Here is a 22,060-nt window from a genome sequence, read left to right as displayed (position 1 = left end):
GGACCTCCGCATCAGGGTCCTCCCCGAACTGGGGGTATGCGACGGAGCCCCATTTCCGTGGCATCCGACCCCTTCGACGGCGCACGATTCAGCGGTCCGGACCCGATTCGGAGGACGCGAGATCTGGTGATATCCTCGTACGGTTGCCGCGAGCGGTGACGCCGCCCCGATAGCTCAGTGGTAGAGCACTTCCATGGTAAGGAAGGGGTCGTCAGTTCAATCCTGACTCGGGGCTCTGTTCGTCGGTGCCGGGGCTCCACCCCCGCACTGACGGACTTCCCGGCGGGGTAGCTCAGGTGGTTAGAGCACACGGCTCATAATCGTGGTGTCGCGGGTTCGAGTCCCGCCCTCGCTACCAGAGGCCCGGGTTTCTACGGAAGCTCCGGGCCTTTCGTGTACCCGGTAAGGAGCGAGTACGTTGTGCACGTGAATCGGGTGATGCTCGTCGATCGGATGGCACAGTTCGGAGCCATTCGAGCTCGAGTGCTGCTCGTCGAATCGGATCGTGGTCGAACGATCGTGCACCTCCGCGCGGAGCAAGAAGGTGACGCGCGCGAACTGCAACGGTATTCACGATTCGCCACCGATGGAAGCGGAACGGCGCTCACCCACCTTGTGAGCCTGTCCGGTGGTACCGGCATCGAAACCCATGTCCTCCACGTCTATGACAACGCCACACCGGAACGTCTCGTGCTGGTGACGCCAGCCGGGGAGCCCGTCATGGCGATCGACTTCGTGTGATCGCCGGGCGCCTGATCGCGAACTCGATGCGGCGCGTATGTTGAGGGGATGCGTGGCTCTGTCGGTGATCGGGCACGCGTGAGGATTCGCCTTCGGTTCGAGGTTTCGTCAGGTCGGCGTTGCTCTCGCGGGCTACGTTCGAGTCGTGGGCCGAGGGGCTCGGGGAAGGGCGGCGATGCCGACCACGCTCGGAGTGAAACGGGAACCAGCGCCTGAGGGTGGGGGGATCGATTGTGACCGCGCGACGACCGCGAGGCGTGTGTGGCTGTCCATCCTGGGATTTTCGATCGTGGTCCTCGGGATCGGCTCCGTCGTGACCTTCGGTTGGATGATCGACGAAACCCGCTTCGATCGTCCATCTCCCGAGCTCGACGAGTTCGAACGACATGTCGAGAAGCTCCCCGGCGTGCGCCGGGTCGACACGGAGCGATGGGTCGAGGCGCCGACGTTCTCGAATCCGACGTCGTGGATGACCGTCGCGGTCGATCAGGCCGGACTGCCTGGACTTCTCGATGCGGCCTGCTCGACCGACTATCCCGACGCCATCACCTGGTCGATCCACGTGCGCACGCCCGCCGCCACCGAGGTGACGCTGCGCGCGGCACCTACGCTCCGGAACGCTGCAGATCGTGACGCGCGGTGCCCTGACTTCGGGTTCGATGCGGTTCGGCTCGTCGGCGAACTCGACCGGGTCGTCCCGGGGCTCGCGATCCAGCCGGCCATCTGGGAGGAGGGGAGATTCGCCCTCGCCGCGCTCGAAGAAGCACCGTCGGCCGGGTACACGCATCTCCTGCCGCTGATCGAGCACGCCGACGACCTGATCGCGGCGGCCGGTATCGCCGAGAACGACGCCGTCGAGATCGACGCCATGAACCTCGGCTTGATTCTCGAGCCGGGCGAAAGCGCGGAATACCTGGCGATGCTCAGCCGACTCGCCGAAGACCACGCCGTCAGCAGTTATTGGGCCGATGGCGGCGGCACGCCGATCGACGGAGTCGAGAAGGTGCAGATCATCGCCCCAGACCGCCAGCACCGGGCGATCGAGGACACCGTCCGGTCCTCACGGCTGCACATCGCCGAACTCCCGGTGCGGTTCCTCGAGCAGTGACGTGCGGCGGGATGCTCGCTTCGCTCCAGCGCGGCGTAGTCGCTTCCGTTGCCGGTACCCCCGAGACCCTCATCGGCGCCGGAGCCGCTGACCTGAGGACGGTGCAGCCCCGACGGTCGAGTCATCCGCCCGCCTACGCCGGCAGCAGCTCGCCGATCAATTCCTCGACGCGACGCCGGATCTCGTCGCGGATCGGGCGCACGGCCTCGATGTCCTGGCCGGCGGGGTCGTCGAGCTCCCAGTCCTCGTAGCGCTTGCCCGGGAAGATCGGGCAGGCGTCGCCGCAGCCCATCGTGATCACGACGTCGGACTCCTTGACGGCGTCGACCGTGAGCACCTTCGGGGTGTTGCCGGCGATGTCGATACCCTCCTCGGCCATCGCCTCGACGGCCACCGGGTTGATCCGGTCCTTCGGCTCGGAGCCGGCCGAGCGCACCTCGATGCGCTCACCCGCGAGCTCGCGGAGGTACCCCGCGGCCATCTGCGAGCGGCCCGCGTTGTGCACGCAGACGAACAGGACGGTGGGCCGCTCAGAGGTCATGGTCGAATGATAGACGGGTGTCGATCGATGCGGGCCGACGTGCATCGTCTCGCCGAGACGGCCGATCGGTCGTCACGAGCAGCAGCTCGACGCGTCATTCGTTCCGCACGAGGATGCCTCGGCCGCGAGGCTCGTGGAGCAGACCCCGGTCTCGGGCAGCACGAGCTCGACGTTGGTCGCCGCGGCGAGATCGCCGGCGAGCCAGGCGGTGATGGAGCGCACCTGCTCGTACCCGGTTGCGAGGAGGAACGTCGGTGCGCGGCCGTAGCTCTTCATGCCGGCGAGGAAGAACCCGGGCTCGGGGTGGGTGAGTTCGGCGAAGCCGTGGGGCTCGACGGTGCCGCAGGTGTGCACGTTCGGGTCGATCAACGGCGCGAGGCGCTTGGGGGCCTCGACGATGTCGTCGAGCTCGAGGCGGATCTCGCGGAGCATGTCGAGGTCGGGGCGGAATCCGGTTGCGCTGACGACGAGGTCGGTGTCGTGCTCGACGAGCTCGCCGTCGCGGGCGCCGACCAGGCGCACGCCGTCGTCGGTGCGGCCGAGGCGGACGATCTCGAACCGGTCGATGACGGTGATGCGGCCGGCTGCGACGAGGGCGTCGACGCGTCGCCCGATGGAGGCGCGGGCCGCGAGCCCGTCGTCGTCGGAGGTCGTGACGCGGACGGCGCTCACGTTTCGGATCAGCCAGGTGATCCGGGTGCCGGGTTCCTGCTCGGCGAGCTCGGCGAGCGCCAGCAGGGTGTTGGCGGCCGAATGTCCGGCGCCGACGACGGTGGTGTGCCGGCCGGCGAAGCGGGCTCGTTCGCGGCCGAGGACGTCGGGCAGGGCGTGGCTGACCCGGTCGGCGACGTCCGCCAGGCCCAGCGGGTCCAGGCCGGAGGAGCCGAGGCTGTTCGGGTGGGCGTAGGTGCCCGACGTGTCGATCACGGCGCGCGCGGTGTACTCCTCGACGCCGTCGGCCGTGCGGGCGCGGAGCAGGAACGGGGTGGCCGCGCGTCGGGCGGTGCGGGTGCGGTCCATGCCCTGCCGCGTGACGGCCTCGACCTTGACGCCGGTGCGGATGCGGCCGGCGATCTCGTCGAGCGCGGCCAGCGGCTCGAGGTACTGCTCGACGAGCTCGGTGCCGGTGGGGAGCGCCTCGGGCGCGAGCGCCTGCCAGCCGGCGGCCTCGAGCAACCGGCTCGACGCGGGGTCGATGACGTGCTGCCATGGCGAGAACAGCCGCGTGTGACCCCACTGCCGGATGCTGGACGCGATCTCATCGCCCGCTTCGTAGATCACGAAGTCGATGCCGCGTTCGACCAGGTTCGCGGCCGCGGCGAGCCCAACCGGGCCGGCGCCGATGATCGCGACCGGCAGGGTGTCGAGCCCGCGTCGCTGCAGGGTCGGCACGGTGAGATCGATCAACGTCATGGTGGGCGCCTCCTCGGGCATCGATGAACTTCGATATTGAGTGTGGGCACTCCATCGAAGTTTGTCAATATTCGAGATAGGGTGGGGGCATGTCCACGACCCTGCTGCCGGTGATCCAGCCCGACGCGGCCGCGTGCTGCACCCCGCTCACGAGCGAGGCGATGGACGCCGAGCGGGCCGAGGCCCTCGCCCGGAAGCTGAAGGCGCTGGCCGATCCCACCCGGCTGCGCCTGGTGTCGATCGTGGCCGCCTCCGAGGGTACCGAGGCGTGCGTGTGCGACCTCACGGAGCCCGTCGGCCTCAGCCAGCCGACGGTGTCGCACCACCTGAAGATCCTGATGGATGCGGGCTTCCTCACCCGCTCCAAGCGCGGCACCTGGGCGTACTACAAGCTCGTGCCCGGCGCGCTCGGCCAGCTCTCGCAGCTGCTCGACGTCACCGCCTCGCGCTGAAGCGCAGGCGGGCGAAGGGGTCGCAGCACACACGCCCCCGCACGGTCGCCTCGCGCCCGTTCGTCAATCCCCTCCTGCTCGCACCCGGGTGCGCCTAGCGTCGGAAGGACACGACCGTCACGACGGAAGGAGCGCCGCATGGCTGACCACGAGCGCCAGGCCCACATCATCGAACTCGCCCGGGGCATCCCGTTCGGCTGGCTCACGACGATCGACGGGAACGGGCGACTCGTCGCGCGACCGATGTCGCCGCGCGAGATCACCGACGACGGCGTGATCTGGTACTTCGCCGAGCGGGATTCGCGCGACGCGCACGAGATCGAGGCCAACCCGAGCGTCGGCGTCACGCTCCACTCGGGCTCGACGTTCGTCTCGTTCGCCGGCACCGCCGACGTCGTCGACGACCCCGTGCGCAAGGACGAACTCTGGGATGCCTCGGTCGAGGCGTGGCTGCCCGACGGACCGCAGAGCCCGAACGCCGTGCTGATCAGGGTCACCGTCGAGACCGGCGAGTACTGGGACACGCCGGGCGGCCGTGTCGCGACCCTGATCAGCTTCGTGAAGGCGAAGCTCACCGGCGAGCGCTACGACGGCGGCGAGAACGAGACCGTGACGCTCTGACGTCCGGCACGACGCTGCCGCCGAAGCCCGCTCAGGTCACGCCGGGCGGATGTAGGTCTGCCGCTGCACGGCCGGCTCGGGTGGCACCTCGGGCAGCCAATGCGGTTCCTCGTCGGGCAGGTCGTCGTCGACGGCCGACGACGGCACCGCCGCGCCTGCCGCGCCCGCCGGCTCGCCGTCGGGCTGTGGCAGCGAGCCGAGCCGATCGACCTGCTCGGTGAGCGCCTCGAGCACCGACCGCAGCTGGATCTGCGCGACCTTCGCATAGGTGCGCACGTACTCGATCTCGGGCATCGCCGGAGCGTGGGATGCCGCGGCCTGCGTCCCGGCCAGGCCGGGCACGCCGGGCAGGTCGGGCGCGTCGGGCTGCTCGGCGGCGCGCTCGACCGCCTCGCGGTACTGGGTGCGGGCCGCGATCACGAGATCGCGCGCATACGCCTCGGCGTCGGCGACCGCCTTGTCGGCGATGACCTGCGCCTGCGAGAGCAGGCCCACGGCGCCGAGCGTGACCTCCTGCTCGAGCTCCGCGTTGGCGGGCGTGTTGAGCCGCGCATTCTCCGCGGCGAGCCGCGCGTTCTCCGCTCGCAGCCCCGCGAGTTCGCGTCGGTCCTGATCGAGCGCCGATCGCACCTCGGCGATGGTCTGCGTCAATCCCTTCACGAACGCGTCCACCTCGGAACGGTCGTAGCCGCCGCCGATGTGCCGGGTCGAGAAGCCGACCGAGTTCGGGAGGGGCAGGCTCGCAACCGCGCTGACGAGGTCTCCTGCGGGGGTGGATGCTTCGGCGGCCGGGGTGTCAGCCGCCGGCGGTTCGGGAACGGCTGACTGGTCGGGGTCTTCCCAAATGGGCGTCATCGGGCACTTCCCATTCGCTCTGCAGGCAGCGCGGGAGGCTGCGGGTTCGGGGTGTGATGGTGGAGGGCATGGCTGTCCTCGTCGAGCGTGGCGAACTGCTCGAACCGCAGGTCGGCCGAATCGATGCCGGCGGCGCGGAGCCGAGAGAGGGTGTGCTTCACCATCGGCGGCGACCCGCACACGAGCGCGATCGCGCCGGGTCGGAAACCCTCGGCCGCGGCGTCGCCGACCAGGCCCGTGCGGCCCGGGTAGCTCGGGTCGTCGGACACGACGGGCCTGTAGGTGAACCACGGCCGGTTCGTGAGGCTCTGCAGCAGGCGGTTCTCGTACAGGTTCCACGGCACGCGTGCGCCGTGGAACAGGTGCACGCGCGGGGCGTCGCCCGTCGCCTGCCAGTGCAGGTCGATGCGCTCGAGGTGCGCGCGGACCGGGGCGAAGCCCGTGCCGCCGGCGACCATGAGCAGGTCGCGCGTGCGCTCTTCCTCGGTGAGGGTCAGCTCCTGGCCGACCGGCGCGCCGAGCCGCAACACGTCGCCGGCCTTCAGCGAGCGCACGATGGCGCTCGACACCTGCCCGCCCGCCACGAGCTGCACGTGGAACTCGAGCGTGCCGTCGGCTCGTGGCGCGTTGGCCGGGCTGTAGTAGCGCCAGAGTCGCGGCGCCTGCGGCGCCTCGACCGCGACCGACTGCCCGGGCTCGAAGGCGAACTCGGGCTCGGGGCGCACGTGGACGATCGCGACATCCATGCTGCGGCGATCGACGGCTGTGACGTGGCCCTCCCACGACGCCGGGCTGGTGCGCTCGGACTCCTCGGCCGCCTGCACCATCGCGGTGGCGATGACGCCGTAGGCGGCGGCCCAGTCGGCGGCGAGCTCGGGCGTCCACAGGTCGCCGAGGAAGTGCTTCAGCGTCGTCAGCAGCGAGAGGCCGACGGCGTCGTAGTGCTCGGCGATCACCTCGAAACGCCGGTGGTCGCGCCCGAGTTGCTGGATGAACGCGGTCACCTCGTCGAGCTGGTCGACGTTCGACACGATGCGCCCCAGGGCGCCGACGAGCCGGTCGCGCTGGGTCGCCATGGAGACCGGGAACATGGCCCGGATCTCGGGGTGCGTGTAGAACAGGTGCGAATAGAAGAAGAGCGGCACCTCGTCGCCCAGCGTCTCCGCCAGCGACCAGGTGCGCTTCAGCGCAGCGGTGTCCAACGCCTCAGGCTTGCGTCGAGGGGACCTCGACGATGTCGGGCTGGGTCGCGGCCACGGCGCCCACCGTTCGGTCGATGATGTCGGCGGGCACGCCGGCTTCGGTCAGCGCGGCGATGAGGTGCCCGGCGACGGCGGCGAAGTCGTCGGCCGAGATGCCCATGTTCGCGTGCGCGGCGCGCAGGTCGCGGCCCGAGTACTCGACCGGGCCGCCCATGACCTGGGAGACGAGGGCGACCTGGTGGCGCTTGAGGCGCACCATCTCGATGCCGTCGAAGTACCCGGCGAGGCGCTCGTCGCCGACGACGAGCTCGTAGAACCGGTTCACCACCGCGGTGACGGCGGGGGCGCCGCCCACGGCGGCGTAGTCGCTCAGCGGCTCGGATTCGGTCTGCAGGGGGGAACTCATCACTGGGTCCAATCGCTGGGCAAACAGGGGGGAATCCCTTACTAGCAGACCGGCTCATGCCGAATCAAAGCGTTTGGAAGAAAAAACCATCGACCGGGCCGGATTGCGCTCGCGGCGTACCTCACCATCCTCCGCGCGTCGGAGTATGCCCCTCGCGAGCGTCGTCGGGCATCGCCATCTCGGCGCGCACGCCGAGCAGGCGGACGGCCCGCGCCCGGTCGATCCGCGCGGCCGCGAGCTCCAGCACGCGCGCGAGCACGACGTCGCGATCGGATGTCTCGGGCACGCGCTTGGTGAACGCCTTCGTCTCGAAGGGGGCGTAGCGCACCTTCACCGTCAGCCCGATCACGGGCCGGCCCTCGGCCGCCACGTCGTCGAGCACGGCCTCGGCGAGCACGCGCACCGCGGCGTCGACGTCTGCCGGCTCGGTGAGGTCCTGCTGGTAGGTCGTCTCGCGGCTGTGCCCGCGGGCCACCCAGGGCGTGTCGTCCACGACGGCCGCTCCCTCGCCGCGGCCGAGCTCGCGGTACCACGGACCCATGCGGGGCCCGAACTCCCCGGCGAGCGCGGCCGGATCGGCGGCCGCGAGATCGGCGACCGTGTCGATGCCCAGCGCGGCGAGCCGGCGCGACACCTTCGAGCCGACGCCCCACAGGTCCTTCGTCGGCCGCGGCCCCATCACCTCGAGCCAGTTGGCAGCGGTCAGCCGGAACACGCCCTGCGGCTTGCCGAACCCCGTCGCGACCTTGGCGCGCACGAGCGTGTCGCCGATGCCGACGCTGCAGTGCAACTTGGTGCGGTCGAGCACGGCACGCTGCAGGTCGCGGGCCACCTGCTCGGGATGGTCGGCGTCGATGCCGACGAACGCCTCGTCCCAGCCGAGCACCTGCACGGTCGCACCCGGGTGCCCGCGCAGCGTCGCCATGACGGCCTCGGATGCCTCGGCGTACGCCTCGTGGTCCACGGGGAGGATCACCGCATCGGGCACCTTGCGTGCGGCGATCCGCAGCGGCATCCCGGATCCGACGCCGAAGGCGCGGGCCTCGTAGGAGGCCGTCGAGACCACGGCGCGCTCGGTCGGGTCGCCCCGGCCGCCGACGATGACGGGCAGCCCCGCGAGCTCGGGGCGCCGCAGCACCTCGACGGCAGCGATGAACTGGTCGAGGTCCACGTGCAGCACCCAGGCGCCCACGGGCCCAGTCTGCCGTGCGGCGGCGGCCGTCGCATCCGCCCTCGTGTTCTGCGGCATCCGCACTCTGACGGTTCACAGGCGCGAGGCTCTATCCTGAAGGGTGACTTCTGGCGACACTCCGGTCGAGGTGAGCGCTCCCGAGGAGCCGACCACGACGTTCTCCGACCTCGGCCTCGACGGTCCGGTGCTCAAGGCACTCGACGACGTCGGCTACGAAACCCCCTCCGCGATCCAGGCGGCGACCATCCCCACCCTGCTCGGCGGACGCGACGTCGTCGGCCTCGCGCAGACCGGCACGGGCAAGACCGCGGCGTTCGCGCTGCCCATCCTCGCGCGCCTCGACATCTCGCAGAAGACGCCGCAGGCGCTCGTGCTCGCGCCCACCCGCGAGCTCGCGCTCCAGGTGTGCGAGGCGTTCGAGAAGTACGCGGCGCGCATGCGCGACGTGCACATCCTCCCCGTCTACGGCGGGCAGGGCTACGGCGTGCAGCTGTCGGCGCTGCGCCGGGGCGTGCACATCGTCGTCGGCACGCCCGGTCGCATCATGGACCACCTCGACAAGGGCACGCTCGACCTCTCCGAGCTCAAGTACCTGGTGCTCGACGAGGCCGACGAGATGCTGAAGATGGGCTTCGCCGAAGACGTCGAGACGATCCTCGCCGACACGCCCGACGACAAGCAGGTCGCCCTCTTCTCGGCGACGATGCCGGCCGCGATCCGGCGCATCTCCAAGCAGTACCTGAACGACCCCGAAGAGATCACGGTCAAGACGAAGACCCAGACCTCGGCGAACATCACGCAGCGCTACCTCATCGTCAGCTACCAGCAGAAGGTCGACGCGCTCACCCGCATCCTCGAGGTCGAGAACTTCGAGGGCATGATCATCTTCGTCCGCACGAAGAACGTCACCGAAGAGCTCGCCGAGAAACTGCGCGCCCGCGGATACTCGGCGGCCGCCATCAACGGCGACATCCCGCAGGCGCAGCGCGAGCGCACCGTCAACCAGCTGAAGTCGGGCAAGCTCGACATCCTGGTCGCGACGGATGTCGCGGCCCGCGGCCTCGACGTCGAGCGCATCAGCCACGTGGTCAACTTCGACATCCCGACCGACAGCGAGCCCTACGTGCACCGCATCGGCCGCACCGGCCGCGCCGGTCGAACGGGCGACGCGATCAGCTTCGTCACGCCGCGCGAGCGCTCGCTGCTGGCCCGCATCGAGAAGGCCACGCGCCAGCCCATGGTGCAGATGCAGCTGCCCAGCGTCGACGAGGTGAACGTCACCCGGCTCGCGCGCTTCGACGACCGCATCACGGCCGCCCTCGGCGAGGCCGACCGGGTCGAGGGGTTCCGCGACATCATCGCGCACTACGTGCGCCACCACGACGTTCCCGAGGTCGACGTGGCCGCCGCGCTCGCCGTCGTCGCCCAGGGCGACCGGCCGCTGCTGCTCGAGCCCGAGCCCGAGCGGCCCGCGCGTGAGCGCTCCGACCGCGGCGACCGCGACGGCCGCGATCGGGGCGACCGCGGCGGCGACCGCGACCGGGGCCCGCGTCGCGACCGCGACGACCGGGGACGCGACCGCGATGACGACCGCAGCCACCGTCGCTCCGACAGCCGGCTGGCGACCTACCGCATCGCGGTCGGCCGCCGCCACCGGGTCGAGCCGCGGCAGATCGTCGGCGCCCTGGCGAACGAGGGTGGCCTGCGCCGCGACGACTTCGGCGCCATCCAGATCCGCCAGGACTTCTCGCTCGTCGAGCTCCCGGCCGACCTGCCGCGCGAGACGCTCGAGCGCCTCGACGCCACCCGCATCTCCGGCCGGCTGATCGAGCTCCGGCCCGACCGCGGCGGGCCCTCGCGCGACGCCTCCGACGGACGGAAGCCGCGCAAGCCGCGTCACTGATCACGGATGGCGAAGCCCCCGGAGACCGAGGCCTCCGGGGGCTTCGCCGACGCGGTGCGCGCCCGTCGGCGCGGCATGCGAGGTCGCCTGGACCCCGCTACGAGATCGTCTGGGGCAGCACGTCGAACGCGACGCGGCCCTCCTCGTCGACGCGCGCGTCGAGCGTCTTGTCGGTGAGGGCCTCGTCGGCGGAGTGGCCGAGGTAGACGTGGGCGCCGTCCTGGGTCACGACCTGGTCGTGATCGAACGGGCCCGGCACGATCGTGACCTGGAAGTCGGTCGACTGCGGGGAGTCGGCGTCGATGCGCAGCCCGCCCGTCTCAGGGGCGCCGCTGCGGGAGACGATCTCCTTGACGACGGTGCTGGCGGTGTCGGTGAGCGTGAGCATGGGTTGCTCCCTTCCGTGTGGGGCGCTGCGCCGGGGAGCGCAGGCATGCGCCGGCGGCACATGAACCGTCCACGATGCCCGGATGCCACGGGTCGCTCAACCCCTTGCGGATGCCGGGGGAGTACGAGACCCTAGGCCTCCTCGCCGGGCCGGCGGCCCTTCCACGGGTCGTAGTCGACCTCGAGCGGCTCCTGCTCGGGCCGGTCGGCCTCGGGCACGTGCTGCAGGTTGACCCGGATGCGGTACCAGAGCGAACTCGACCCGCGCATTCCGTCGACGAGCACGTCGGCCGGGCGCAGATGGCCGAGGATGCCGCCGTGCCGCGCCTTCCACCGCTCGAGGCCGTCGAGGGCCTCCTCTTTCGTCTCGGCGCGCGCGATCTCGATGACGGGCAGCGGCTCGGCGTCGGCGTCGCGCTCGACCGGCCCGAGTTCGGCCGCGAGGGCGAGCAGCCCGTCGAGCACGCCCGCCGACTCGTCGATGCCCGCCATCGGGTCGCCGCGCTCCGCGAACCGCTCGAGCACGGTCGCGACCGTGAACTCCTCGGGGCGGCGCACCCGCAGCTCGTCCCAGTCCAGCGGGGTCGACACCCTCGCGTCGGCGCGCGGGCGCACCGAGTACGCGGATGCCACGGTGCGGTCCTTCGCGTTCTGGTTGAAGTCGACGAACACGCGCTCGCCGCGCTCCTCCTTCCACCAGCGCGCCGTCGCCAGCTCGGGCACCCGCAGCGCGACCTCGCGCGCGAGCGTCTCGGCGGCGAGCCGCACATCACGGAACTCCCAGCGCGGTTCGAGGCGCACGAGCAGGTGGATGCCCCGCGAGCCGGAGGTCTTCGGCCACGCCGTGAGCCCCCGCTCGGCGAGCACGTCGCGGGCGACGAACGCCACGTCGACGAGATGCTCCCACTCGACGCCGGGCATCGGATCGAGGTCGACCCGCAGCTCGTCGGGCCGGTCGAGGTCCTCGGCCCGCACCGGGTGCGGGTTCAGGTCGATGCATCCGAGGTTCACGACCCACGCGAGCGCCGCCGCGTCGCGCACCACGACCTCTTCGGCCGACGTGCCGCGCGCGTAGTGCAGCGTCGCGGTGTCGATCCACTCGGGCCGCTTGTCGGGCGCCCGCTTCTGGAAGAACGCCTCGCGGTCGATGCCCTTCACGAACCGCTTCAGCACCATCGGCCGCCCGCCCGCGCCACGCAGGGCGCCATCGGCGACGGCCAGGTAGTACCGCACCAGGTCGAGCTTGGTCAGGCCGGGTTCGGGGAAGACGACCTTGTCGGGGTGGCTGATGCGCACCTCGCGGCCGTCGACCTCCAGCACCTCGGCGGAATCCGTCGCGCTCACGCGGCCACCCTATTGCCCGGCCGCGACGACGGCCAGACCCGCGGGATCAGGCGCGCGGGATCAGACCCGCGGGATCAGGCGCGCGCCGCGAGCCGGTGCGAGGTCCACCGGTCGACGAGCACCCACGGGTCGCCCACCCCGATCGTGAGATCGGCCACGTGCGCACGGATGTCGGCGTGCAGCGCGAACCACTCGGTGCCGGCGAAGCGGTGCGCAGCGAACTGCTCGTGCCGCCGCCGCTCGAGCAGCCGGTCGCCCGGCTCGAACGCCAGCACCTCCTCGACGGGCAGTACCGCGAGGCGGCGCCTGGGCGACGCGCTCGTACCGATCTTCACCCGATCGCGCCAGCGGACGTAGTACACGACGTCGACCGAGGCATCCGTCACGCCGTCGTCGGGGACGTCGCCCACCCGCCAGTCGCACCGCTCGCAGACGAGGCCAGCCGGGTACCGGCGGCCGACGGGATGCCCGCACGCCGCGCACGGCGCGGGCAGCAGGTCGACCGCGCCCGTCGTGCGCTCGACCCAGTCGTGCGCGAGCAGCAGGTGCGTCGTGCACAGCGGGAGCGGGGCGCCCGGCTCGATCGGTTCGGCGCACGTCGCGCCGTCACGTGAGCGGATGCCGCAGGCCGTGGTCATGCCCGCAGGCTACGCCGCACCCCCGACGTTGCCTATCCTCGTTCGTGGGCCGTCCGGCCGCCGCGTCGACGACCGGGAGGGTGCATGACCGAGGAGCCGTTGCGCCGCCCCCGCGTCCGTGCCGCCGATTCCCAGCCGACGGGCTGGTTCGCCGTCGCACGGGCGGCCGCCTCGTCGCTCGCGATCCGCGCCCTCCGCGGCGTCCTCGGCTCTCGCCTGCTCGAGCGGACGGCCGCGGGGGTGCGGCAGCATCGGCTCGCCGCCTTCGTCGGCGTCGCCGCGCTCACCATGGTGCTCGCGATCGGCGGCGCAGTCATGGTGCTGCAGTCGCTGTCGGTGCGGTCGGTCGCCGAGCCCGATCCGGTCGCCGTCCCCCGGCCGCTGGCGACCACCACTCCCGCGCCCGCCTCCTACGCGCCGATCCTGCCGTCGCCGGTGCCGGGCGGCGACCTGCCGACGGTGCCGCCCGGAGACGAGACCGACCCTGGCGGCGACCCCGAGTCAGGCGCCGTGCCCGAGGCAGAGGCCGAAGCCGAGCCCGAGCCGACGACCCAGCCCGAACCCGACGCCCAACCCGGCAAGGTCCCTCCCGGACACGCGAAGCGCACCGAGAAGCCCGGCCACTGACGCCCGGCGTCGATGTTGCGCCGTGTTGCGCACCGTGACGGCCCGCGTCGACCGATCGTTGAGGAGAGCTCGGCGCCTCCGTAGCCTCGACGCATCCGCGCGCCGCCGGACGTGCGCAGGCCTCATCGAGGGGGAGCCGTGACCACCGCCGTCGCCGAATCGCGCACCGAACGGGCCGCGGTGCGCCCGCTCGCCCTGCTCGCCGACGCGGGCCTCGAGGTGCCGGTTCTCGGCGGCACTCGGGTCGTCCACGCGAACCTCGACCTCGCGGCATCCGCCCCCGCGCTCGCGACGGTGGCCCGCACCGTCGCCGACCTCCTGCCCTGGTACTCGAGCGTGCACCGCGGCACCGGGTTCCCGAGCGAGGTCGTCACCGAACTCGTCGAGGAGTCCCGGGCGGTCGTCGCCCGTCACGTCGGTGCCCGCGACGGCGACGTCGTGGTGTTCACGCGCAACACCACCGACGCGCTCAACCTGCTCGCGAGCGCCGTGCCCGGCGACGTCGTGGTGCTCGACATCGAGCACCACGCCAACCTGCTGCCCTGGCGGTCGCGGCGCCTCGTCGTCGCGAAGCCGACGGTCGAGGAGACCCTCGCGGCGCTCGACGCCGAACTGGCCGCGAAGCCCGCTGCGCTCCTCGCCGTCACGGGCGCGTCGAACGTCACCGGAGAGCTGCTGCCGATCGCGCGGTTCGCCGATCTCGCGCACGCGCACGGCGCCCGCCTCGTCGTCGACGCCGCGCAACTGCTGCCGCACCGCGTCGTCGACCTCGCCGGCAGCGGCGCCGACTACCTCGCGTGTTCGGGTCACAAGGCCTACGCGCCCTACGGCGCCGGAGCCCTCGTCGGCCCCGCCGACTGGCTCGACCAGGCGCCGCCGTTCCTCGCGGGCGGCGGCGCGGTCTGGCGCGTGCACGCCGACTCGGTGCGGTGGCATCCGTCGCCCGAGCGGCACGAGGCGGGCACCCCCAACGTGCTCGGCGTCGTCGCGTTCGCCGCCGCGCTCGGCGAGCTCGAGGCGATCGGCGGCGATGCGCGCGTCGAACACGAGGCCGCCCTCACCGAGCGGCTCGAGGGCGCGGTCGCGGCGATCGACGGCGTCCGCATCGTGCACGGGTTCACGGATGCCCCGGGCCGTGTCGGCATCGTCACGGTCGAGCTCGAACGCGGATCGGTCGGCCTCGTGGCCGCGGCGCTGTCGGCCGAGCACGGCATCTCGGTGCGCGCCGGCCGCTTCTGCGCGCACCCGTTCTTCGACCGGATCGCGACGCGCGCGAACGGCCTGCGCGCGAGCCTCGGGCTCGGCAGCTCGTCCGACGACGTCGACCGATTCGCCGCGGCGCTCGCGTCCCTCGTGGCCGATGGGCCCGACGCGGTCTACCACCGCACCGACGATGGCTGGAAGCCCGTGGCCGACGACCGGCCGCGGCCGAGGCTCCTGCGCTCGACCCGGCGCTGAGCCGGGCGGCCCTGGCGACCGGTCCGGCCGGTCGGCGGGCGCGTCGGTTGACCCGCCAACGGGGAATTCCCTCCGGAGGCTGATTCGGCCACACTGAGCGCATGGGATCAGCGTTGACCACCATCGGGCTTCCGGTCGCCCTCGGCATCATCATGTTCGGCCTCGGGCTCTCGCTCACGCCGGGCGACTTCGGGCGTGTCGCGAGGCATCCGAAAGCCGTGATCATCGCGCTGCTCTGCCAACTGCTCGTGCTGCCGGCCATCTGCTTCGCGCTCGTCGTGCTGTTCGACCTGCCGCCCGTGCTCGCGGTCGGCATGCTGCTGCTCGCCGCGTCGCCCGGCGGTACCACCGCGAACCTCTACAGCCACCTGTTCCGCGGCGACGTCGCCCTGAACATCTCGCTCACCGCGCTGAACTCGGTGCTCGCGGTGTTCACGCTGCCGCTCATCACGAACCTCGCGATCGCGTACTTCCTGCCGGGTGACGACGAGCTCGGCCTGCAGCTCGCGAAGACGGTCGAGGTGTTCGCGATCGTGCTGCTGCCCGTGGCGCTGGGCATGCTCGTGCGGTGGTGGAAGCCGGGCTTCGCCGACCGCATGGACCGGCCGGTGCGCATCGCGTCGATCGTGATCCTGGTGGTCGTCATCGCCGGCGCGATCGTCTCGAACCTCGACCTCCTGATCGAGAACTTCGGTCGCCTCGCGCTGATCACCATCGTGTTCTGCCTGATCAGCCTGACGATCGGATACCTCGCGCCGCGGGCGCTGCGGGTCGACCGGCGGCAATCGATCGCGAGCTCGTTCGAGATCGGCATCCACAACGCGACGCTCGCGATCGTGATCGCGCAGACCGTGATCGGCAGCGTCGAGATGAGCCTGCCCGCGGCCGTCTACGGCGTGCTCATGTTCTTCGTCGCCCTCGGGTTCGGGTTCCTCATCCGCGGGCGCCGCACCGACGACGCCGAACCGGCTACCTCGGCCGCAGCCGCGGCGCCGAGGTAGCGGCACGCGAGCTCGCTGTCGCCGGCGTTCGGCCGTGCGCCGGGGCATCCGATCGCCGTGCCTACACTGGACGGGTCGGAGGGGGAGGCATGCAGGCGCTGGTCGAGAGCGATGTCCGTACCGCGCTCGGCAACGCCAGCGCGGTCGAACGCGAGCAGGTCTCGCTGCCCGTGCGCTTCTTCGTCACCGAGTGGGCCCACCTCGACGCGTTCGGCTGGCGCGACCCGCGCATCCCCGAGCGCGGTTACCTCGTGACGGAGCTCGACGGCGAGGCCGTCGGCGTCGTGCTTCGCGCCGCCGAGCGCACCGGCTCGCGCCACCGGGCCGCGATCTGCAGCCTGTGCCACACCCAGCAGCCGGGCGACCAGGTCGTGCTGTTCTCGGCACGGCGCGCCGGGGCGGCCGGCGAGCGCGGCGACAGCGTGGGCACCTACATCTGCGCCGACCTCGCGTGCCAGGAGACGATCCGGCTCGGGCGCCCTGCGGCGCCCTCCGAGGTCCTGCCCAGCGTGCGCGAACTCGAACGCATCGAGGGGCTGGCGCGGCGCACGCGCGCGTTCGTCAGCGACGTGCTCGGCGCGTCGTGAGCGGATGCCCCGTCGAGGCATCCGCCCGCGGCGTCACGGTTCGACCGGCAGCAGCGTCGCGCGCTTCGGCTCCCGCCCGTCGCCCGACGAGCGGCCGGTGAGCCGGCGGCCGATCCACGGCAGCACGAACTCGCGGTAGTAGGCCGCGGTGTTGCGGCTGCGCGGCCCGGGAGGTGCGGCCGCGACCTCCTCGACGCCCCACTCGGCCGGAACCGGCAGGCCGAGGGCGGTCAGCACGTTGCTCGCCACGCGCGCGTGCCCGAGCGAGTTCAGGTGCAGCTTGTCGGGCGACCAGTACCGGATGTCGCGCAGGCCCCGGTCGTTGAAGTTGTCGACGAAGGTCACGCCGTCGAGCGCGGCGAGGTCTTCGAGGGCGGCCGTCAGGCGCACTCCGCGGGCGTCGAAGACCTTCCCGAGCGGCAGGTGGTCGGTCGGGTTCGCGCCGCTCAGCATGAGCACGTGGATGCCCTCGTCGCGGATGCGGTGCACCGCCTGGCGGAATCGGGCCGCGACGCGCTCTTCGGGCATGCGCGGGCGCAGCATGTCGTTGCCGCCGCCGTTGAAGCTGATCACCTCGGGACGCAGCGCGATCGCGACCTCGAGTTGCTCGTCGACGATCGGGCCGAGCTTGCGGCCGCGGATCGCGAGGTTCGCATAGCCCACCGGCTCGCGGGCCGCGCGCGCGAGACCCAGCGCGACGAAGTCGGCCCAGCCTCGGACGCCGCCATCAGGCAGGTCGTCGCCGACGCCCTCCGTGAAGCTGTCGCCGATGGCCGCGTAGGAGTGGAACATGCGTTCCACGCTAGCGCCAGCGCACCGCTGTGGCCGCCGGGCCCGGCTCGGGGCATTCGTTCGCCGTTGCCGATCGGGATCAACTCGCGGCGTGCTCGACCTCGCAGTCGGCGCCCGGGAAGATGAGCGTCTCGTGCCCGTCGTCGAATCGCACGAGGTAGGGCGGCCCGCCGTCGGCCCCGCGGGCCTCGAGGACCTCGCCGTGCCGGTCGGTCTGCCCGACCTGCTTGCCGTGGATGACCAGACGATCGCCGGTGACTGCGTGCATCATCGCACCTCCCGCTCGATTTCCAGCGTACGCCGGGGCGCATGGGGGCGGAAGGGTGCGGCGGCTCACGCGACCGGCGCTGCGCGGAAGGGTGCGGGCTACTCGACCGCGAGGAGGGCGGCCCAGAGGTCGGCGCGCGCGTGGAACCCCGAGAGGTCGCGGCCGAGGAGCCGCTCGGCCAGTGCGATGCGGCTGCGCACCGTGTGCCGGTGCACGCCGAGTTGCTGCGCGGTCGCGTCGAACTGCCCGCCGTGCTCGAGCCAGGTGCGCACGGTCTCGACGAGGGCCGTGCCGTTCGCGGCGTCGTGGTCGGCGAGGGGCGCGAGCGTCGCGCGGGCGACGGCCCTCGCGTCGGTCCGCGCGAGGAACGCCAGTACACCCTGCCGGCTGATCTCCTCGAACGCGACGACGACCGAGCCCTGTTCGCGGGCCCGTTCGACGGCCCGCAGGGCCTGCTCGTGCGCCGACGCCACGTGCCCGCGGAGCGAGCCGATCGCGTCGGAGACGCCCACGGCGGCGTCGAACTCGTCGGCCAGCTCGTCGGGCAGCGAGGCATCCGCATCTTCGAGGAGCAGCACGACCGTGTCGCCGTCGCGGCCGAAGAACAGGTGCCCGTCGCGTTCGTCGACGCGGAGTTCGAGGAACTCGGCGAGCCGGTCGGCGTGCTCGGCCGGCGCGTCGACGACGGCGACCCGCAGCGGCGGACTCGGCAGCGCGCCCCACATCTCGCCGGCGACCCCGGCCGCGAGGTCGACCTCGCCGGCGAGGATCGAGCGCAGCAGTCCCGATCGCAGGTGCCCGCGGGCGCGATCGAGGTCGCGGTTCTGCTCGAGCGCGAGGCCCGCGAGGGCGATGACCGCGGTCACGACCTCGCGCCCCGCCGCGTCGAGCTGCGCCGAGTCGCCGATCGCGAGCACGCCGCGAAGGGCGCCTCCGGCGCCGAGGGTCTGCAACGTCACCCGATGCGGCCGGCCCACGGATGCCCCCGCGTCGATGACGCGACTCGCGCGCTGGCCGCGGCGGAGCAGCGACCGCGCCTCGCCGACGACCTCGCCGAGGGCGGGCTGGTCGAGCCCGCCGGCGGGCGCCTCGCGGTCGAGGGCGCCGGCGGCGTCGATCAGGCCGATCCACGCGTCGAGGCGGTTCGAGAGTTCCGCGATCGTCGCGCCGAGCCCGTCGGGGCGCAAGGCGGCGAGCGAGATCGCGCGCTGGGCCTGCAGCGCCCAGGCCTGGCGTGCGTTCGCGTCGGCCGCGTTCAGGTCGGCGACCGTGCGCGCCACGCGGATGAAGGGCACCCGGTAGGGCACCTCGAACAGGGGAATGCCGTGCCGCGCGCACGCCTCGACGAGCAGCGCGGGCGTGCCGTCGCGGATCACCTCGGTGCCGAAGCCGAGCGCGGCGACGCCGGCCTCGCGGAGGCGCGCGACGTAGGCGTCGAAGCCGGCCGGGTCGTCGGCTCCGGCGTCGGGTCCGAACTGCGTGCCCGTCGTGAGCAGCACGTGCCCGCGGTCGAGGAACGGCGTCGGGTCGTCGAGGTCGGAGGAGTGCGCCCAGCCGACCGCAACGTCGAGTGCGCCGTCGGGCAGCGCCGTGGCGTCGACGACGAGCTCGAGCGCGAGGTCGTCGAGCGCGAGCATGGAGCGCACGGTGGGCTGCATGGCCTTCCTCCGGTATACGAGGCGTCGAAGAAACCTCGGTCGAGTGTACACGCGGGTGGAGCGGCATCCGATTCGCGGTGCCTACCATGGCCGAGTCGCCCAGCCGTCTCGCATCGAAGCAGGAGCCACCATGACCATCGTCGACTCTGTGTCCACCGTCACCGGCACCGCCGGCGGGCCCGCGCTCGTGCAGGAGCGCCGCTTGGTGACCGCCATCCCCGGCCCCCGTTCGCAGGAGCTCATCGCCCGCAAGGCCGCGGCCGTGGCATCCGGCGTCGGGCACACGCTGCCCGTCTCGATCGTCGCGGGCGGCGGCGGGGTCGTCGTCGACGCCGACGGCAACTCGCTCATCGACCTCGGCTCGGGCATCGCCGTCACGGGCGTCGGCAACTCGAACCCGCGCGTCGTCGAGGCCGTCACGGCGCAGCTGAACGCGTTCACGCACACGTGCTTCACCATCGCGCCCTACGAGGGCTACGTCGCGGTCGCCGAGAAGCTCAACGAGCTCACCCCGGGCGACCACGTCAAGCGCTCGGCACTCTTCAACTCGGGCGCCGAGGCCGTCGAGAACGCGATCAAGATCGCGCGCCACCACACGAAGAAGCAGGCCGTCGTCGCGTTCGACCACGCCTACCACGGCCGCACGAACCTCACGATGGGGCTGACCGCCAAGAACATCCCGTACAAGAGCGGCTTCGGGCCGTTCGCGCCCGAGGTGTACCGCGCGCCGCTGTCGTACCCGTACCGCGACGGCGGGCTGGGCGGGGCGGATGCCGCGGCCCGCGCCATCTCGCAGATCGAGAAGCAGGTCGGGGTCGAGAACCTCGCGGCGATCATCATCGAGCCGATCCAGGGCGAGGGCGGGTTCATCGTCCCGGCCGCCGGCTTCCTGCCCGCGCTCGTGGAGTGGGCGAACGCCAACGGCGTCGTCTTCATCGCCGACGAGGTGCAGACCGGCTTCGGCCGCACGGGCGCCTGGTTCGCGAGCGACCACGAGGGCATCGTGCCCGACCTGGTCGTGACCGCGAAGGGCATCGCGGGCGGCCTGCCCCTCTCCGCGGTCACCGGCCGCGCCGAGATCATGGACTCCGCGATGGCGGGCGGCCTCGGCGGCACGTACGGCGGCAACCCGCTCGCGTGCGCCGCCGCGCTCGCCGCGATCGAGTCGTACGAGCAGGACGGCCTCATCGAACGCGCCCGCCAGATCGGCTCGGTGCTGCTCGGCCGCCTGAACGCGCTGCGCACCGCCGACGCCCGCATCGGCGACGTCCGCGGCCGCGGCGCGATGGTCGCGATCGAACTCGTCGACCCCGCGACCGGCGCACCCGACGCGGCGCTCACCGCCAAGGTCGCCGCGTACGCCCACGCCAACGGCGTCGTGCTGCTCACCTGCGGCACCTACGGCAACGTGATCCGCTTCCTACCGCCGCTCACCATCGACGACGACCTGCTCATCGAGGGCATCGGCGTCGTCGCCGAGGGGCTCCGCGCCGAGGGGCTCGCGACCGCATGACCACGCTGACCGACAACGACGTCGCCGCAGCCTCGCACGAGGCATCCGTTCGACGCGCTCGCGAAGGCGCCGCCGCGCCCATCGCGACCCCGCTCGACGACGCGCGCGCCCAGCTCGCCGAGGCCATCGCGCTGCTCGGCTTCAGCGACGGCACGCACCGCCTGCTCGCGACCCCGCGCCGCGAGCTGACCGTCGCCGTGCCGCTTCGCACGGACTCGGGCGAGACCACGCTCTTCACGGGCTACCGCGTGCAGCACAACTTCTCGCGCGGCCCCGCCAAGGGCGGTCTCCGCTACGCGCCGAACGTCGACCTCGACGAGGTGCGCGCGCTCGCGATGTGGATGACGTGGAAGTGCGCCCTGCTCGACGTGCCGTACGGCGGCGCGAAGGGCGGCATCGCGATCGACCCGCGTGCGCACTCGACCGCGGAGCTCGAACGCGTCACCCGCCGATACACGAGCGAGATCCTGCCGATCATCGGCCCCGAGCGCGACATCCCCGCGCCCGACATCGGCACCGACGAGCGGACGATGGCCTGGATGATGGACACCTACTCGGTGAACTCGGGCTACACCGTGCCCGGCATCGTCACCGGCAAGCCGATCGCGCTCGGCGGCTCGCTCGGCCGCGCGTCGGCCACGAGCCGCGGCGTCACGCACATCGCGCTCGCAGCTCTCCGCCACGCGGGTCTCGAGCCGGCGCGGTCGTCGGCGGCGGTGCAGGGCTTCGGCAAGGTCGGCGCCGACACGGCGCGCTTCCTCGCCGAGGCCGGCGTGCGGGTGCGGGCCGTGAGCGACCAGTACGGCGCCGTCGCGAACGACGGCGGGCTCGACGTCGAGGCGCTCATCGCGCACGTGCGCGAGACCGGTTCGGTCGTCGGCTTCGCGGAGGCCGACGAGCTCGACCGCGACGCGGTGCTCACCGCCGACGTCGACCTGCTCGTGCCCGCGGCCGTCGAGGGTGTCCTGCACGAGGCCAACGCCGCCGATGTGCGCGCGAAGGTCGTCGTCGAGGGCGCCAACGGCCCCACGACGCCGGCCGCCGACCGCATCCTGCGCGAGCAGGGCGTGCTCGTCGTGCCCGACATCCTCGCCAACGCGGGCGGCGTGATCGTCTCCTACTTCGAATGGGTGCAGGCCAACCAGGCGTACTGGTGGCGCGCTGACGAGGTCGAGAGCAGACTGGAGGAGCGGATGCTGAACGCGTGGGAGCACGTGCTCGGCTACGCCGGGGCGAGGGGGTTGTCGCTTCGCACCGCGGCGACCGCGCTCGCCGTCGAACGCGTCGCCGAGGCGCACCGCCTCCGCGGGCTGTACCCCTGACCGGGGCATCCGCGCGGCGCCGGCCGCGGCC

23 protein-coding genes and 2 tRNA genes are annotated in these 22,060 nt (G+C 72.3%); 13 read left to right on the top strand and 12 right to left on the bottom strand.

Going from position 1 to position 22,060, the window contains the following annotated elements; genetic code table 11:
* Window positions 1-163 precede the first annotated feature (163 nt).
* From GE115_RS06705 to GE115_RS06690, 4 genes are all read left to right on the top strand, one after another.
* Window positions 164-235 (top strand) — tRNA-Thr (locus GE115_RS06705).
* 46 nt (window positions 236-281) lie between these two features.
* Window positions 282-358: transfer RNA gene (locus GE115_RS06700), tRNA-Met, on the top strand.
* A 68-nt stretch (window positions 359-426) separates the two neighbouring features.
* Window positions 427-741, top strand: a complete 315-nt coding sequence (locus GE115_RS06695; protein ID WP_153684033.1) for a hypothetical protein — start codon at window positions 427-429, stop codon at window positions 739-741.
* A 175-nt stretch (window positions 742-916) separates the two neighbouring features.
* Complete coding sequence (locus tag GE115_RS06690; protein ID WP_153684032.1) at window positions 917-1,849, top strand: hypothetical protein; 933 nt, start codon at window positions 917-919, stop codon at window positions 1,847-1,849.
* 133 nt (window positions 1,850-1,982) lie between these two features.
* Here the strand turns inward: GE115_RS06690 and GE115_RS06685 are convergent, their stop codons facing one another.
* Window positions 1,983-2,390: an arsenate reductase ArsC gene (locus GE115_RS06685; protein WP_153684031.1), complete on the bottom strand. Its 408-nt coding sequence runs from the start codon at window positions 2,388-2,390 to the stop codon at window positions 1,983-1,985.
* A 72-nt stretch (window positions 2,391-2,462) separates the two neighbouring features.
* Window positions 2,463-3,803 (bottom strand): FAD-dependent oxidoreductase, encoded by a 1,341-nt coding sequence (locus GE115_RS06680; RefSeq protein WP_153684030.1) that lies wholly within the window; start codon window positions 3,801-3,803, stop codon window positions 2,463-2,465.
* Window positions 3,804-3,892: 89 nt separating this feature from the next.
* Between GE115_RS06680 and GE115_RS06675 the strand changes: the two genes are divergently transcribed.
* Complete coding sequence (locus GE115_RS06675; RefSeq protein ID WP_153684029.1) at window positions 3,893-4,255, top strand: ArsR/SmtB family transcription factor; 363 nt, start codon at window positions 3,893-3,895, stop codon at window positions 4,253-4,255.
* Between the two features lie 138 nt (window positions 4,256-4,393).
* Complete coding sequence (locus tag GE115_RS06670; protein ID WP_153684028.1) at window positions 4,394-4,876, top strand: pyridoxamine 5'-phosphate oxidase family protein; 483 nt, start codon at window positions 4,394-4,396, stop codon at window positions 4,874-4,876.
* A 36-nt stretch (window positions 4,877-4,912) separates the two neighbouring features.
* On the opposite strand, the gene GE115_RS06665 is transcribed toward GE115_RS06670, so the two are convergent.
* The 4 genes from GE115_RS06665 to GE115_RS06650 form a co-directional block, all read right to left on the bottom strand.
* The gene (locus tag GE115_RS06665) at window positions 4,913-5,731 is read right to left on the bottom strand and encodes a DivIVA domain-containing protein (protein WP_153684027.1); all 819 of its coding nucleotides are present in this window, start codon (window positions 5,729-5,731) and stop codon (window positions 4,913-4,915) included.
* Window positions 5,728-6,933, bottom strand: coding sequence for a globin domain-containing protein (locus tag GE115_RS06660; RefSeq protein WP_153684026.1), 1,206 nt, complete (start codon window positions 6,931-6,933; stop codon window positions 5,728-5,730). The genes GE115_RS06665 and GE115_RS06660 overlap by 4 nt, the downstream gene beginning before the upstream one ends.
* A 4-nt stretch (window positions 6,934-6,937) precedes the next feature.
* Window positions 6,938-7,339 carry a group I truncated hemoglobin gene (locus GE115_RS06655; RefSeq protein ID WP_153684025.1) on the bottom strand — a complete coding sequence of 134 codons (402 nt, stop codon included), beginning with the start codon at window positions 7,337-7,339 and terminating at the stop codon, window positions 6,938-6,940.
* Between the two features lie 121 nt (window positions 7,340-7,460).
* Window positions 7,461-8,531, bottom strand: a complete 1,071-nt coding sequence (locus GE115_RS06650; protein WP_446678399.1) for a DNA polymerase IV — start codon at window positions 8,529-8,531, stop codon at window positions 7,461-7,463.
* A gap of 100 nt (window positions 8,532-8,631) precedes the next feature.
* Here GE115_RS06650 and GE115_RS06645 point away from each other — a divergent pair, with 100 nt between their 5' ends.
* The gene (locus tag GE115_RS06645) at window positions 8,632-10,434 is read left to right on the top strand and encodes a DEAD/DEAH box helicase (RefSeq protein ID WP_312854968.1); all 1,803 of its coding nucleotides are present in this window, start codon (window positions 8,632-8,634) and stop codon (window positions 10,432-10,434) included.
* Between the two features lie 97 nt (window positions 10,435-10,531).
* Here the strand turns inward: GE115_RS06645 and GE115_RS06640 are convergent, their stop codons facing one another.
* From GE115_RS06640 to GE115_RS06630, 3 genes are all read right to left on the bottom strand, one after another.
* Complete coding sequence (locus GE115_RS06640) at window positions 10,532-10,822, bottom strand: Fe-S cluster assembly protein HesB (RefSeq protein WP_153684023.1); 291 nt, start codon at window positions 10,820-10,822, stop codon at window positions 10,532-10,534.
* A gap of 131 nt (window positions 10,823-10,953) precedes the next feature.
* Complete coding sequence (gene ligD / locus GE115_RS06635; protein WP_312854967.1) at window positions 10,954-12,165, bottom strand: non-homologous end-joining DNA ligase; 1,212 nt, start codon at window positions 12,163-12,165, stop codon at window positions 10,954-10,956.
* Between the two features lie 74 nt (window positions 12,166-12,239).
* Entirely contained in the window at window positions 12,240-12,803 is a 564-nt protein-coding gene (locus GE115_RS06630; protein WP_153684022.1) for a GIY-YIG nuclease family protein, read from the bottom strand.
* Window positions 12,804-12,887: 84 nt separating this feature from the next.
* Between GE115_RS06630 and GE115_RS06625 the strand changes: the two genes are divergently transcribed.
* The 4 genes from GE115_RS06625 to GE115_RS06610 all read left to right on the top strand — a co-directional run bounded on the left by GE115_RS06625 (window position 12,888) and on the right by GE115_RS06610 (window position 16,476).
* Window positions 12,888-13,430, top strand: coding sequence for a hypothetical protein (locus tag GE115_RS06625; RefSeq protein ID WP_153684021.1), 543 nt, complete (start codon window positions 12,888-12,890; stop codon window positions 13,428-13,430).
* A 138-nt stretch (window positions 13,431-13,568) separates the two neighbouring features.
* On the top strand, window positions 13,569-14,888 hold the full coding sequence (locus tag GE115_RS06620; RefSeq protein WP_216648778.1) for an aminotransferase class V-fold PLP-dependent enzyme: 1,320 nt from the start codon (window positions 13,569-13,571) through the stop codon (window positions 14,886-14,888).
* Between the two features lie 101 nt (window positions 14,889-14,989).
* Window positions 14,990-15,889, top strand: coding sequence for a bile acid:sodium symporter family protein (locus GE115_RS06615; protein ID WP_153684020.1), 900 nt, complete (start codon window positions 14,990-14,992; stop codon window positions 15,887-15,889).
* 89 nt (window positions 15,890-15,978) lie between these two features.
* Window positions 15,979-16,476 (top strand): FBP domain-containing protein, encoded by a 498-nt coding sequence (locus tag GE115_RS06610; RefSeq protein ID WP_153684019.1) that lies wholly within the window; start codon window positions 15,979-15,981, stop codon window positions 16,474-16,476.
* A 33-nt stretch (window positions 16,477-16,509) separates the two neighbouring features.
* On the opposite strand, the gene GE115_RS06605 is transcribed toward GE115_RS06610, so the two are convergent.
* From GE115_RS06605 to GE115_RS06595, 3 genes are all read right to left on the bottom strand, one after another.
* Window positions 16,510-17,268, bottom strand: a complete 759-nt coding sequence (locus GE115_RS06605) for an SGNH/GDSL hydrolase family protein (protein ID WP_153684018.1) — start codon at window positions 17,266-17,268, stop codon at window positions 16,510-16,512.
* 79 nt (window positions 17,269-17,347) lie between these two features.
* Window positions 17,348-17,536: a DUF1918 domain-containing protein gene (locus GE115_RS06600; RefSeq protein WP_153684017.1), complete on the bottom strand. Its 189-nt coding sequence runs from the start codon at window positions 17,534-17,536 to the stop codon at window positions 17,348-17,350.
* 98 nt (window positions 17,537-17,634) lie between these two features.
* Window positions 17,635-19,194 (bottom strand): PucR family transcriptional regulator, encoded by a 1,560-nt coding sequence (locus tag GE115_RS06595; protein ID WP_153684016.1) that lies wholly within the window; start codon window positions 19,192-19,194, stop codon window positions 17,635-17,637.
* A gap of 130 nt (window positions 19,195-19,324) precedes the next feature.
* Between GE115_RS06595 and gabT the strand changes: the two genes are divergently transcribed.
* On the top strand, window positions 19,325-20,707 hold the full coding sequence (gene gabT, locus GE115_RS06590; RefSeq protein ID WP_153684015.1) for a 4-aminobutyrate--2-oxoglutarate transaminase: 1,383 nt from the start codon (window positions 19,325-19,327) through the stop codon (window positions 20,705-20,707).
* A complete protein-coding gene (locus tag GE115_RS06585; protein ID WP_153684014.1) occupies window positions 20,704-22,029 on the top strand; it encodes a Glu/Leu/Phe/Val family dehydrogenase in 1,326 nt (441 codons plus the stop codon). The genes gabT and GE115_RS06585 overlap by 4 nt, the downstream gene beginning before the upstream one ends.
* The last annotated feature ends 31 nt before the right edge of the window (window positions 22,030-22,060 follow it).

Origin of the sequence: Agromyces agglutinans (assembly GCF_009647605.1) — a bacterium.
GTDB lineage: Bacteria > Actinomycetota > Actinomycetes > Actinomycetales > Microbacteriaceae > Agromyces > Agromyces agglutinans.
Note: the sequence above shows the minus strand (reverse complement) of the source record. Positions and strands in the feature narration are given on the sequence as shown.

Excerpts from the sequence above, each read along its gene's own strand:
- GE115_RS06615 (WP_153684020.1), top strand. The coding sequence starts at position 14,990 with ATGGGATCAGCGTTGACCACCATCGGGCTTCCGGTCGCCCTCGGCATC.
- GE115_RS06655 (WP_153684025.1), bottom strand. The coding sequence starts at position 7,339 with ATGAGTTCCCCCCTGCAGACCGAATCCGAGCCGCTGAGCGACTACGCC.
- GE115_RS06625 (WP_153684021.1), top strand. The coding sequence starts at position 12,888 with ATGACCGAGGAGCCGTTGCGCCGCCCCCGCGTCCGTGCCGCCGATTCC.
- GE115_RS06585 (WP_153684014.1), top strand. The coding sequence starts at position 20,704 with ATGACCACGCTGACCGACAACGACGTCGCCGCAGCCTCGCACGAGGCA.
- GE115_RS06675 (WP_153684029.1), top strand. The coding sequence starts at position 3,893 with ATGTCCACGACCCTGCTGCCGGTGATCCAGCCCGACGCGGCCGCGTGC.
- gabT (WP_153684015.1), top strand. The coding sequence starts at position 19,325 with ATGACCATCGTCGACTCTGTGTCCACCGTCACCGGCACCGCCGGCGGG.
- GE115_RS06665 (WP_153684027.1), bottom strand. The coding sequence starts at position 5,731 with ATGACGCCCATTTGGGAAGACCCCGACCAGTCAGCCGTTCCCGAACCG.
- GE115_RS06685 (WP_153684031.1), bottom strand. The coding sequence starts at position 2,390 with ATGACCTCTGAGCGGCCCACCGTCCTGTTCGTCTGCGTGCACAACGCG.
- GE115_RS06595 (WP_153684016.1), bottom strand. The coding sequence starts at position 19,194 with ATGCAGCCCACCGTGCGCTCCATGCTCGCGCTCGACGACCTCGCGCTC.
- GE115_RS06630 (WP_153684022.1), bottom strand. The coding sequence starts at position 12,803 with ATGACCACGGCCTGCGGCATCCGCTCACGTGACGGCGCGACGTGCGCC.
- GE115_RS06600 (WP_153684017.1), bottom strand. The coding sequence starts at position 17,536 with ATGCACGCAGTCACCGGCGATCGTCTGGTCATCCACGGCAAGCAGGTC.
- GE115_RS06640 (WP_153684023.1), bottom strand. The coding sequence starts at position 10,822 with ATGCTCACGCTCACCGACACCGCCAGCACCGTCGTCAAGGAGATCGTC.
- GE115_RS06670 (WP_153684028.1), top strand. The coding sequence starts at position 4,394 with ATGGCTGACCACGAGCGCCAGGCCCACATCATCGAACTCGCCCGGGGC.
- GE115_RS06690 (WP_153684032.1), top strand. The coding sequence starts at position 917 with ATGCCGACCACGCTCGGAGTGAAACGGGAACCAGCGCCTGAGGGTGGG.
- GE115_RS06610 (WP_153684019.1), top strand. The coding sequence starts at position 15,979 with ATGCAGGCGCTGGTCGAGAGCGATGTCCGTACCGCGCTCGGCAACGCC.
- GE115_RS06605 (WP_153684018.1), bottom strand. The coding sequence starts at position 17,268 with ATGTTCCACTCCTACGCGGCCATCGGCGACAGCTTCACGGAGGGCGTC.
- GE115_RS06680 (WP_153684030.1), bottom strand. The coding sequence starts at position 3,803 with ATGACGTTGATCGATCTCACCGTGCCGACCCTGCAGCGACGCGGGCTC.